This window comes from Burkholderia sp. AU45251 (genome assembly GCF_030482905.1).
GTDB classification, from domain to species: Bacteria; Pseudomonadota; Gammaproteobacteria; order Burkholderiales; family Burkholderiaceae; genus Burkholderia; species Burkholderia aenigmatica.
Genome location: NZ_JAUJQH010000003.1, coordinates 150945 through 163089, shown reverse-complemented (window position 1 = coordinate 163089; position 12145 = coordinate 150945). Strand labels below are relative to the sequence as shown.

Annotated in this window: 11 protein-coding genes; 4 read left to right on the top strand and 7 right to left on the bottom strand. The window is 67.0% G+C overall.

The window, feature by feature from the left end; genetic code table 11:
* Position 1: 1 nt before the first annotated feature.
* From QZM67_RS10425 to QZM67_RS10410, 4 genes are all read right to left on the bottom strand, one after another.
* Positions 2-904 (bottom strand): ABC transporter permease, encoded by a 903-nt coding sequence (locus QZM67_RS10425; RefSeq protein WP_043181202.1) that lies wholly within the window; start codon positions 902-904, stop codon positions 2-4.
* Between the two features lie 13 nt (positions 905-917).
* Complete coding sequence (locus QZM67_RS10420) at positions 918-1856, bottom strand: ABC transporter permease subunit (RefSeq protein ID WP_043181204.1); 939 nt, start codon at positions 1854-1856, stop codon at positions 918-920.
* An 11-nt stretch (positions 1857-1867) separates the two neighbouring features.
* Complete coding sequence (locus QZM67_RS10415; protein WP_175024894.1) at positions 1868-3478, bottom strand: peptide ABC transporter substrate-binding protein; 1611 nt, start codon at positions 3476-3478, stop codon at positions 1868-1870.
* Between the two features lie 179 nt (positions 3479-3657).
* Positions 3658-4239: a cupin domain-containing protein gene (locus tag QZM67_RS10410; RefSeq protein ID WP_011353729.1), complete on the bottom strand. Its 582-nt coding sequence runs from the start codon at positions 4237-4239 to the stop codon at positions 3658-3660.
* Between the two features lie 499 nt (positions 4240-4738).
* Here QZM67_RS10410 and QZM67_RS10405 point away from each other — a divergent pair, with 499 nt between their 5' ends.
* Positions 4739-6259 (top strand): peptide MFS transporter, encoded by a 1521-nt coding sequence (locus QZM67_RS10405; RefSeq protein ID WP_175024895.1) that lies wholly within the window; start codon positions 4739-4741, stop codon positions 6257-6259.
* Positions 6260-6379: 120 nt separating this feature from the next.
* Entirely contained in the window at positions 6380-6586 is a 207-nt protein-coding gene (locus QZM67_RS10400; RefSeq protein WP_301802493.1) for a hypothetical protein, read from the top strand.
* A 46-nt stretch (positions 6587-6632) separates the two neighbouring features.
* Here the strand turns inward: QZM67_RS10400 and QZM67_RS10395 are convergent, their stop codons facing one another.
* The 3 genes from QZM67_RS10395 to QZM67_RS10385 all read right to left on the bottom strand — a co-directional run bounded on the left by QZM67_RS10395 (position 6633) and on the right by QZM67_RS10385 (position 9357).
* Positions 6633-7754, bottom strand: coding sequence for an OpgC domain-containing protein (locus QZM67_RS10395; protein WP_301802490.1), 1122 nt, complete (start codon positions 7752-7754; stop codon positions 6633-6635).
* A 390-nt stretch (positions 7755-8144) separates the two neighbouring features.
* Entirely contained in the window at positions 8145-9044 is a 900-nt protein-coding gene (gene rarD / locus QZM67_RS10390; RefSeq protein WP_301802485.1) for an EamA family transporter RarD, read from the bottom strand.
* A 16-nt stretch (positions 9045-9060) separates the two neighbouring features.
* Complete coding sequence (locus tag QZM67_RS10385; RefSeq protein WP_043181215.1) at positions 9061-9357, bottom strand: acylphosphatase; 297 nt, start codon at positions 9355-9357, stop codon at positions 9061-9063.
* Between the two features lie 176 nt (positions 9358-9533).
* Between QZM67_RS10385 and hpnA the strand changes: the two genes are divergently transcribed.
* Both hpnA and QZM67_RS10375 read left to right on the top strand, forming a co-directional pair.
* Positions 9534-10541 carry a hopanoid-associated sugar epimerase gene (hpnA, locus tag QZM67_RS10380; RefSeq protein ID WP_043181217.1) on the top strand — a complete coding sequence of 336 codons (1008 nt, stop codon included), beginning with the start codon at positions 9534-9536 and terminating at the stop codon, positions 10539-10541.
* 108 nt (positions 10542-10649) lie between these two features.
* Positions 10650-12107 carry a phage tail protein gene (locus QZM67_RS10375; protein ID WP_301802480.1) on the top strand — a complete coding sequence of 486 codons (1458 nt, stop codon included), beginning with the start codon at positions 10650-10652 and terminating at the stop codon, positions 12105-12107.
* The last annotated feature ends 38 nt before the right edge of the window (positions 12108-12145 follow it).

Here is a 12145-nt window from a genome sequence, read left to right as displayed (position 1 = left end):
TTCAGCGATCCTTCGGGTCGAGCGCGTCACGCAGGCCATCGCCGACGAAGTTCACGCAGTAGAGCGTCACGCACAGCATGACCGCCGGGGCCAGCAGCAGCCACGGCATCGATTCCAGTTTCTGCGCGCCGTCCTGGATCAGCACGCCCCAGCTCGTCATCGGTTCCTGCACGCCGAGGCCGAGGAACGACAGCACCGATTCGGTCAGCACGATGCCCGGCACCGAGACCGTCGCGTACACGACGACCACGCCGAGCAGGTTCGGCACGATGTGGCGGAGCACGATCGATGCCGGCGACACGCCGATCGCGCGGGCCGCATCGACGAACTCGCGGTTGCGCAGCGACAACGTCTGGCCGCGCACGACACGCGCCATGTCGATCCACGAGAACGCGCTGATGGTCAGCACGACCAGCATGAACGAGCGGCCGAACAGGGTCATCATCAGGATCGCGATCAGCAGGTACGGGATCGCGTACATCATGTCGACGATGCGCATCATCACGGAGTCGACGCGACCGCCCGCGAAGCCCGCGGTCGCACCCCATGCGACGCCGAACAGGCCCGACACGAGCGTGCCGAGCAGGCCGACCTCGATCGACACGCGGCCGCCGATCAGCGTCCGCACCAGCAGGTCGCGGCCGAGCTCGTCGGTGCCGAACCAGTGCTGGTTCGCCCAGGTGGGCGCCAGGCTGATCGAGCCCCAGTCGCTTGCCGAAGGATCGGCCGCGAGCAGCCACGGGCCGACGAAACAGGCGAGCGTGATAAGCGCAAGCAGCACGAGGCTGAACACGGCCGCGCGGTTGTGAAGGAAGCGCGCCATCGCAAGCGCGAGCGGCGAGCGCGAACGCGGCGGCGAGTCGGTCTGCACGGGCAGGCCGACGACGGGAGTAGTCGGAGTCATCGCTGTGCCTCGCTCAATAACGGATGCGCGGATCGAGCCACGCATAAGCGAGGTCGACCAGCAGGTTGAACAGCACCGCGCAAACGGTCGTCAGCACGACGAGGCCGAGCACCAGCGTGTAATCGCGGTTGATGGCGCCGTTCACGACGAGCTGCCCGAGCCCCGGCAGCGCGAACACCGATTCGGTGACGACAGCGGCCGTGATCGACGTGATGCAGACCGTGCCGAACAGCGACACGACCGGCATCAGCGCGGGCTTCAGCGCGTGGCGCAGCACGATCGTCGAGCCCGGCAGGCCCTTCGCGCGCGCAGTGCGGATGTAGTTGCTCGACAGTGTCTCGATCATCGAGCCGCGCATCACGCGCGCGAGCAGCGACATGTTGATGAAGGTCAGCAGCACGATCGGCAGCAGCCGGTACTGCCAGCCGCCGTCGCCCCAGCCGCCCGCGGGCAGCCAGCCGTTGCCGGACGACGTCTTCAGCAGGATCGCGAAGATCCACACGAGGACGGGACCGAGCACGAACGGCGGGATGACGTTGCCGAAGTTGCCGATCAGCATCACGAAGCGGTCGATGAAGCTGTCGCGGCGCACGGCCGCGACGGTGCCGAGCAGCACGCCGAACACGATCGAGATCGGGATCGACACGCCGCCCACGCCGAGGCTCACGGGCAGCGCCTTCTTCACGAGATCGTTCACCGACCAGTCGACGTAGCGGAACGACGGGCCGAGATCGCCGTGCAGCAGCGCGTTCAGGTACAGCAGGTACTGCTTCCACAGCGGCTCGTCGAGGTGATACTTCGCGTTCAGGTTCGCGAGCGTGGCCGCGGACAGCTGCTTCTCCGTATCGAACGGGCCGCCGGGCGTGAAATGCAGGAGCAGGTAGCAGACGGTGACGACCGCGAGGATCGTCGGCACCGCCCACAACGTGCGCCTCAATGCGTAGGCCAGCATGATCGCTCCGCTCAGTGCTTGATCACGTACATGTCCTGCGAAGCACGCATGTCGATCACGTTCTTCAGCGAGTAGCCGCCGACGTATGACTTCACGAGACGGTCGGCCGTGTACTGGAACAGCGGCACCATCGGCGTGTCGTTCATCGCGAGATCGTGCGCCTGCGTGAGCAGCGCGGCGCGCGCCTTGTCGTCGAGCTTCTGGTTGCCTTCGTCGACGAGCGTGTCGGCCTGCTTGTTGCAATAGCCGACCGTGTTCTGCGAGCTGCCGCAGCGCAGCAGGTCGAAGAACGTCATCGCGTCGTTGTAGTCGGCGAACCAGCCGTCGCGCGCGACCTGCACCTTGCCGTCATGCCGCTGCTTCATCAGCACCTTGAACTCGACGTTCTCGAGCTTCGTGTTGACGCCGAGCTTCGTGCGCCATTCCGACGCGGTGAACAGCGCGACCTTCTTGTGCAGGTCGTTGGTGTTGTACGTCAGCGTGAACGAAAGCGGCTTCGCGTCCGAGTAGCCGGCCTGCTTCAGCAGGTTCTTCGCGGCCTCAACGCGCTTGGCCATCGGCCACGATGCCCATTCCGGCGTGAACGGCTGCACGCCCTTCGTGCCGTTCGGCATCAGCCCGTACATCGGCTTCTCGCCCGACTGCGTGAGCTTCGACGTCAGCACGTCGCGATCGATCACCATCGACAGCGCCTGGCGGACGCGCTTGTCCTTCAGCGCCGCGTCGTTGTTGTTCAGGTAGTAGTAGTACGTCGCGAGCTGCAGGCCCGGGCGCAGGTCGCTGCCGAACTGCTTGCTGACCTGCGGGAAGATGCCCGACGGAATCGTGTACGTGTAGTCGACCTGACCCGCCTGGTACATGCGCATCGCGGTCTCGTCGCTCTCGATCGGCAGGTACGTGACCTTGTTGATCACGACCTTCGGCGCGTTCCAGTACTTGGCGTCCTTCGTCACAACGATGCGGTTGTTCGGCTGCCAGTCGACGAGCTGGTATGCACCGTTGCTGACCATGTTGCCCGGGCGCGTCCACGCGTCGCCGAACTTCGCGACGGCGTCCTTGCTCACCGGCACGAGCGGCGCCATCGCGGTCAGCTCGGGGAAGAACGCGACGGGCGCGTCGGTCGTCACTTCGAGCGTGTACGGATCGACGGCGCGCACACCGAGCGTCGACGGCGCGGCCTTGCCTGCGATGATGTCCTTCGAGTTCTTCACGAACTCGACGAGGATCGTGTATTTCGAGCCCGTCTTCGGATCGACGAGGCGCTGCCACGAATAGACGAAATCGGCGGCCGTCACCGGCTGGCCGTTGCTCCACTTCGCGTCATGGCGAAGCTTGAAGATCCACGTCGTCGGCGTCTTGCGTTCCCACGACAGCGCGACACCCGGCACGACCTGGCCGGCTGCGTCGATGCGGGCCAGCCCTTCGAACAGGTCGAGGCCGATCGTGTTGCCGGTCCACGACTCGATGTGCGCCGGGTCGAGCGACTCGACTTCGGCGGGCACCTGGCGCGTCAGGTCCTGTTGAGGAGCGAGCGCGACGTTCGACGGAACGGTAACGGCGTGGGCGACAGGCGTCAGGGCGAGCGCGGCCAGCACGGCCGACATGGCATGCAAGGATTTCATCGTGGCAGTCTTGAGAAGAGTTGTTCGGTGAGCGTTGCGCGGCGGATGCCGCGAATTACGCTTGAGACGCTGACGGGTGCAGCGATTGAGGAGGCCCGTGATTCTCGTATTGCATGTTAGTATTCCTTACGTTTCTTTCGACAGGTATTCCGTCTTCGAAACGAAGGAATACCTGTGCGTTAGAACAGCCTCGGTGTACCGACCCAGACCACCACCGACTCGATCTTCGCGGTGTTGACCCAGCTGTGCGGGACCGTCGACTGATAGTGCGAGCTGTCACCGGCCTGCAGGACGAACGTCTTGCCTTCCAGCGTCAGCGACACTTCCCCTTCAATCACATACAGGAACTCCTCTCCTGCATGTGTCGTCACCTCCGACCGCTTCTGCCCCGGCGGCATCCTCACGAGGATCGCCTCCAGCTGGCGCCCTTCGGATACGTTCGTCAGCCGCGCGAACAGGTTCGCCGAATCGGCAAACCCGAAGAAGCGCAGCTGCTCGCCTCGGCAAACCGAGCGTTCTTCACTCGGCGTATCCACAAAGTACTGCACCGTCACACCAAGCGCGTGTGCGATACCGGCCAACGATGTCAGCGACGGCGACGCGAGCCCGCGTTCGACTTGAGACAGAAACGGCTTCGAAATCCCCGCGGCGGTAGCGGTGTCGTCGAGCGTGCGCTTGAGTCGTTGACGCAACGCGCGAATCTTGCTGCCCAGTGCGGCGGTAGCGTTTGCAGACCGCGAGTTTTCAGTGGGGGGAACCATAGCAGGCCGAAAAGTGATCGTCAAAAAATGTTTGATGGAAAATAACTAAGTTAGAACGATATAGCTTAGTCTTCGGGTTCGCTCACGTCTTCGGTGTTGAGCCCGGTGCACTAAACGGGACACGAAGCGAGCGAAATGACGCGCTATCTTGCCAGACTCGCCGGCTTCACAGGCAAGCTGCAAGCGGCTCTCCGGGAATCTTCGGAGGGCCGGCACGAAAGCTTACAACTAGATGATGAGACGAATGTTCCTGAAAGCTACTGCCACATTGGGAGTTTCCCTAGGTGGCAGATACCTGACGCACCGGACCGGCAGCCGTTACCATGCGCGCGCCGGTCGGGGCCCCTCCCCGCCACATCAGGCGGTGTCCGACCCCGGCCCGGGCTAACCGCCCGACTGTTCCATCGCCAGCACGAAGCCTACCCGGCCCATTGTGCACCGGCTCCAGTTCGACCCCAAGACGACGCGCGATCCGTGCCGTCCGTTTCAACCGAGATTGATGATGCAACCACCTGTTTCACAAACCCGATCGTTCACGACGGTCTTCCTCATCGAAATGTGGGAGCGCTTCGGCTACTACGGCATGGCCGCGCTCCTGGTCCTCTTCATGGTCGACCGGCTCGGTTTCACCGACAGCCATGCGAACCTGACCTGGGGTGCGTTCACCGCACTCGTCTATGCGGCACCGTCGATCGGCGGCTGGATCGGCGACAAGGTGCTCGGCGCCCGTCGCACGATGATCATCGGCGCGTCCGTGCTGTGCGCCGGCTACCTGATGCTCGCGTTTCCGAACGATCACCTGACGTACATGTACGCGTCGCTCGGCGTGATCGTCGTCGGTAACGGCCTGTTCAAGGCCAACGCGGCGAACCTCGTGCGCCGCATCTATGAAGGCGACGACGCGCGCATCGACAGCGCGTTCACGATCTACTACATGGCGGTCAACATCGGCTCGACGGTGTCGATGCTCGCGACGCCGTGGATCAAGGATCACTGGGGCTGGCACGCCGCGTTCGCGGTCTGCTGCGGCGGCATGCTGTTCGCGATCCTCAACTTCATGCTGATGCATCGCACGCTCGCGCATGTCGGCTCGAAGCCGGACGACGAACCGATCCGCTGGAAGCGCCTCGGCGCGGTCGCGCTCGGCGGCGTCGGGCTCGCACTGATCACGCTGTACGTGCTGCAGCACAAGCAACTGGCGGTCGCCAGCGTGTGGACGGCAGCTTTTGCGATCCTCGCGATCTTCGCGTACATGATCGCGAAGTCGGAGCGCTCGGAGCGCGCAGGCCTGATCGCGGCGCTCGTGCTGATCGGCCAGGTGATCCTGTTCTTCATCTTCTACGTGCAGATGTCGACGTCGCTGACGCTGTTCGCGCTGCGCAACGTCGATCCGCGCTTCATGCTGTTCGGCACGACGCTGTTCACGTGGAGCGCCGCGCAGTTCCAGGCGCTGAACCCGATCTGGATCATGCTGCTGAGCCCGGTGCTCGTGTGGGTCTACAACACCGTCGCGAAGGGCGGCCGTGACCTGCCGGTCGCCGCGAAGTACGCGCTCGGCTTCGGCGCAGTGGCCGCGGGCTACCTGGTGTTCACGATCAGCGGCCGCTACGCGATCGATGGCCGTGTGTCGTCGTGGTTCATGGTGTGGGGCTACGGCCTCTACTCGCTCGGCGAACTGCTGGTGAGCGGCCTCGGCCTCGCGATGATCGCCCGCTACGTGCCGGCGCGCATGAGCGGCTTCATGATGGGTGCGTATTTCGTCGCAACGGGCGTGTCGCAGTATCTGGGTAGCGTCGTCGCGAACTTCGCGCAGATGCCGTCGCACGAACTGCCGGCCACCGAATCGCTGCCGCTGTACCTGTCGCTGTTCGAGAAGCTCGGCTGGCTCGCCGCGATCGGCATGGTGCTCGCACTGCTGCTGCTGCCGCTGATGAACCGCCTGTCGCGCCAGCACCAGCGTTGTGCAGAAGAGCGCCGCGAAGAAGCGCTGCAGGCGCAGGGCGTCGCCGCCGCGCAGTAAGTACTATCCCTCGGCGTGCGGCCTGCACGCCACATTCTCCCGCCAGGCACGCGAACGCGTCCTACACTGGTTGCAGGAAGCGCATCCGCTTCGCGAGATGCGCACTGGCGGGAGAAGACAATGAAAAGCAAAACAACGCGGCTCTTGAGGATACTGTCGGACATCCGGCACGCTCAGCGCTGCACCGCGATACGCGCCGCGCGAGCCGCAGCTGAAGCCGACGCGGTACTCGCGGAACGCGACGATCCGGCGCCCGACGAACGCGACGACGCCGAATCCGACGACGCCACCGCCATTCCCCGCTCCCGTATCAGCTCACCTCACTGACGCCGCGCGGCACATTCCGTGCCGCACGCGCCGCCTCCCGTGCCGCTCACGCGGCCGCGCTGCGCCACCGCGCGATCCACGTTCCCGAACCGGCCACGGCCATCATCAGTCCGAGCGCGCACGCGTCGGCCACGAGGCCCACGCCGACATGCCGCAGATCGGCGCTGCGCACGACCGGATGCAGCAGCGAATCGATGACGAGCGAAATCGCCGCGCCCGCGACGAAGCAGATCAGCCCGCGCTGGCCCACGGCCACGACGGGCCGCACGCCCTGCGCGATCCGCGCGATCCAGCCGAAGCGCACGCAATCGGCCATCAGCCACGCGATGGCCGCGAAGCTCACGACGCGCGGCAGCGCGAGATCGCGCTTGAACACGCCCTCCGGCAGCGGCAGCCCCGAGAACAGCTTGTAGCTCGCGCAACCGAGCACGACCGCGCACGCGACACCCGTCGCGGCCGCGCCCCAGCGCCCCAGCGCGATGTGCCGGTAGAACGGCTGGCAGCGCGCGAGCACGCCGGCGACGAACATCAGTTGCCACGCGAACGGATTGAAACTCCAGCGGAATCCGTCGGTATCGAGCAGCTCGGGGCCGAGCCAGCCCGCCGCGATCCACGACGCGACGCTGAACGCGACGAGCAGCCACGGATGCCGGCGCGCGAACGGCACGAGCACCGGCGACGCGAGCGCGAACAGCACGTACATCGGCAGCACCGAGGCGAGATAGGGCTGGCGCTGGAACGTCAGCAGCTCGGCTGCGCCCGTCAGCGGCGACGCGAGCATCACGCTGACGTCGTCGAGCGCGAGGTTCGGCGCATCGATCCCGTAGTGGTCGAGCACGGCCGACACGACGAGCATCAACGTCGAGGTCGCGAGAAACGCGCGGTAGATCTGCATCGCGCGGCGCACGAACCGCTTTTGCGCGGCGCGCGCGCCGTGCCGCTCGGCGATCGCGCCATAGGCGCTCGCGGTCGCGAAGCCGCCGAGAAAGACGAAGACCTCGGCCGCGTCGCACAGCGCGAACGCGTGCAGCGTGACGCGCGACAGCACGCTCGCGCCGATGTGATCGACGACGATCATCAACAGCACGATGCCGCGGAAGAAATCGACTTCGATCAGGCGGCCGCTGCGCGACGGCTGAACCGTGGCGGGCGGCACGCTCAACGACATGAGCGCACCCGCACGACGGCAGTGCCGAACGCACCGGGGATTGGATCGAGAAGGAGAAGGCGAGCGGGATCGGCCGCGATACGCGTATGCCCGCATCGCGCCAACCCGGCCGGCCAGGCACGGAGATGACCGTTCATTGAAAGGCTGCATACGAAGGGAAGTCGGTGAGGCCAGTCTAATGGCCGATCAGGGGAGACCCTAAGTAACAAAGTGCAACCGAATCTTCTGTTCGATTACAGGCGCGCGCCCGATGGGACGAAACAGGCAGCGTCGCCAGACTCACGTCAGCGCGACGCCAGTTCGCGGTCAGCGTCGATGAATTCGACCGCTGCGCGAAGGCCATGCGATGCGCGGCACGTTCCGTGCGCCGCCACGCATCGCGACCGGCGCTTAGCCGTGCGCGGGCAGACGCCGCATCAGCATGGCGCTGTGCCACGCGGTCAGCGCAACGGCGACCCAGATCGGCCCGTACGTCGCGAGCTTCGCGACGCTCAGCGTCTCGCCCAGCAGCAGCAGCGACACCGCGACGAGCAGCACGGGCTCGACGTAGCCGAGAATCCCGAACAGCGCCATCGGCAGCATCCGGCTCGCCTTCAGGTAGCTCGCGAGCGCGAGCGTGCTGAGCACGCCGAGCCCCGGCAGCAGCGCGGCCCACAACACCGGATGGTCGGCCACGCGCGTCGTGCTCGTCGCGACCATCGCGAACGCGATCGGACACAGCAGCGCGATCTCGACCGCGAACGCGGCGAGCGAATCGGCGTTGATCCGCCGGCGCAGCACGAAATAAGGCGGATAACCGAGCGCGACGACGAGCGTCGGCCACGCGAACGCGCGCGTCGCCCACACTTCGTGCGCGACGCCAAGCGCGGCGCACGCGACCGCCGCCCATTGCAGCGGATCGAGCCGTTCGTGATAGTAGAAGCGGCCGACGAGCACCATCGTCAGCGGCAGCAGGAAATAGCCGAGCGACACTTCGAGCATGCGGCCGTGCAGCGGCGCCCACAGGAACAGCCACAGCTGTACGCCGAGCAGCGCGGCGCTCACGGGCAGCGCAATCAGCAAACGCCAGTCGCGCACGCTGCGCCGAAAGAGCTCGACGAGCGCCGGCCAGCGGCCGCGCAACGCAATCAGCGCGAGCGCGCCCGGCGCGGTCCACAAGACGCGCCACGCGAAGATGTCGAGCCCCGTGAGCGGCGCGAGCAGTTTGGCGTAGGCGGACATCAGCGCGAACAGCATCGACGCCGTCACCGACAGCATGAGGCCGCGCCCGGCCTCCGGATACCCCGTCATGATCGTTCTGTGCCTCTTACTGCTGCTGGAAGCGATCGAAGCGCCTTTCGGTCTGACGTTCCTCGAACGTCACTTCGGTCACGCGCGCGGCCGGCGGCCCGTGACGCAGCCACGCGAGCATCCGGTCGATCTGTGCGCCGGGGCCCTGGATCATCGCCTCGACGGTGCCGTCCTCGAGATTCGCGACCCAGCCGCGCAGCTTCAGCGCATGCGCCTCGCGCACCGTCGCATGACGGAAGCCGACGCCCTGCACGACGCCGCGCACCCGCACGTAGTAGGTCTCGATCCGTTCGTCGTGTTCATTGCGGCTCATCGCGTCGCCCTCCCGTTGCATTCAAGCCCGGCATTGTAGTCGCGTCGGCCGCTTCGCACACGGGCCGGGGCCGGCTCACCGCCGTCACGGCCTGGCGTCGCCGCGCGTGCCGACCACGTACAATCTCGCCGATGCTCAACCGCCGCGCCGCTCGCGCGCGGCCCCGAAGGAAACGCATGACTGATACCTCCCGCGATCTCGTTCTCGTCACCGGCGCGTCCGGTTTCGTCGGCTCGGCCGTCGCGCGCATTGCGCAGCAGAAAGGCTATGCGGTGCGCGTGCTCGTGCGCTCGACCAGCCCGCGCACGAACCTGGCGGATCTCGACGCCGAGATCGTCACCGGCGACATGCGCGACGAGGCGTCGATGCGCGCCGCGCTGCGCGGCGTGCGCTACCTGCTGCACGTCGCGGCCGACTACCGGCTGTGGGCGCCCGATCCCGACGAGATCGAGCGTGCGAACCTCGAGGGCGCGGTCGCGACGATGCGCGCGGCACGCGCGGAAGGCGTCGAGCGGATCGTCTACACGAGCAGCGTCGCGACGCTGAAGGTGACGAGCGCCGGCGATCCGTCCGACGAAAACCGGCCGCTCACGGCCGAGCAGGCCATCGGCGTCTACAAGCGCAGCAAGGTGCTCGCGGAACGCGCGGTCGAGCGGATGATCGCCGACGAAGGGCTGCCGGCCGTGATCGTCAATCCGTCGACGCCGATCGGCCCGCGCGACGTGAAGCCGACGCCGACCGGCCGCATCATCGTCGAGGCCGCGCTCGGCAAGATTCCCGCGTTCGTCGACACGGGGCTGAACCTCGTGCACGTCGACGACGTCGCGCACGGCCACTTCCTCGCGCTCGAGCGCGGCCGGATCGGCGAGCGCTACATCCTCGGCGGCGAGAACCTGCCGCTGCAGCAGATGCTCGCCGACATCGCGCAGATGACGGGCCGCAAGCCGCCGACGATCGCGCTGCCGCGCTGGCCGCTCTACCCGCTCGCGGTCGGCGCCGAAGCGGTCGCGAAGTTCACGAAGAAGGAGCCGTTCGTCACCGTGGACGGGCTGCGGATGTCGAAGAACAAGATGTATTTCACGTCCGCGAAAGCCGAGCGCGAGCTCGGCTACCGTGCGCGTCCGTACCGCGAAGGGCTGCGCGATGCGCTCGACTGGTTCGGCTCCGCGGGCTACCTGAAGTAACACAAAGCGGCGTGCTTCACGCCGCTTTGCGCACTTTGTTACACGTCCCACGCGGCCCGGTACCGGCGCAGCGGTTAAAATCGCGGGTCTTACGCAGAGAAGACACGCATGAACCTGAACGATCAGATCGCTTCGCTCACCATGGGCGTCGATCAGCTCCTCCACGATCACCACGCCGCGCAGCAGGCGGCCCGCAGCGCGGAAGCCTTCGCGCGCGCCGCAGCAGCGGAAGCCCAGGCGGCCGCAGAACGTCACGCCGCCGCGGAAACCGAAGCGCAGGCCGCCGCGCAACGCCACACGGCCGCCGCCGCCGAGGCCGAGGCCGCGCAGCAGCGCCACGCCAGCGCGACCGCCGAAGCCGAAGCCGCCGCCCAGCGCCATACCGATGCCACCGCGCAAGCCGAAGCCGCGTCGCAACGCCATGCGGAAGCCACTGCGCTGACCGAAGCGCTCGCACAGCGTCACGCGGATGCCGAAGCCGCGTCGCAGCGCCATGCGGCAGCGATCGCCGAAGCCGAGGCCGCCGCGCAGCGTCATCACGCGGCAGCAACCGACGCCGATGCGGCCGCGCAGCGCCATGCGACCGCGACCGTCGAAGCCGAGGCCGCTGCGAAGCGTCACGCGGAAGCGACCGCCGAAGCCGAAGCGGCCACGCAGCGTCACGCGGAAGCGATCGCCGAAGCCGAAACCGCCGCGCAGCGCCACACGGCTGCAATCGCCGAAGCCGAAGCGCTCGCGCAGCAGCACACGCAGGCGATCGCGGAAACGCAGGCCGCCGCGCAGCGTCATGCCGACGCGACCGCCGAGGCCGAAGCCGTCACGCAGCGCCATACCGAAGCGATCGCGCAGGCCGAGGCCGCCGCACAACGCCACGCCGACGCCACCGCGCAAGCCGAGGCGCTCACGCAGCGCCACACCGAAGCGATCGCACAAGCCGAAGCGGCTGCGCAGCACCACGCGAAGGCCATCGCCGACGCCGAGGCGCTGGTCGAGGCCGTCGTCAAGGAAGCCGCGACGAACGCCGTTGCCGCCACCGCCATTGCTGCGGAAGTCGTCGAACCTGCGCCGGCCGGCACGCCGGCGGCGGAGCCGGCCGTGATCGCGCCCGCGCCGGCTGCCGCCGAAACGGTCGAAGCAGCGACCGACGCCGAAACGGCCATCGTCGCGACGGCGCAAGCCGAAACGCCGGTTGAAGGCGAAGCCGAAGCCATCGCCGGCGCGCTGGTCCCGGCCCCGGCCGACAAATCGACGCTGCACGTGTCGCGTCCGACGCAGAACGAACTCACGCTGACCATCAACGGCGAATCGATCACGCTGCATCCGGAGCAACTGAGCCAGCTGATCGAGGAACTCGCGCATGCGCGCGCGTCGATGCAGCCGGAGCCGCCGCCCGGCATCCCGGCCGGCTGGCGCTTCGTGACGACGAAGAACCCGATGATGGCCGTGCAGAAGCAGACGAACGGCGACCGCCTGCTGGTGGCCCGCCACACGGGCTACGGCTGGGTGCCGTTCACGTTCTCGCCAGACGTCGTGGTGCAGATGTACATGATGCTGACCCAGCGCTAAGCACCGGCAAGCCGCCCCGCCGAAAACGAAACAGCCCG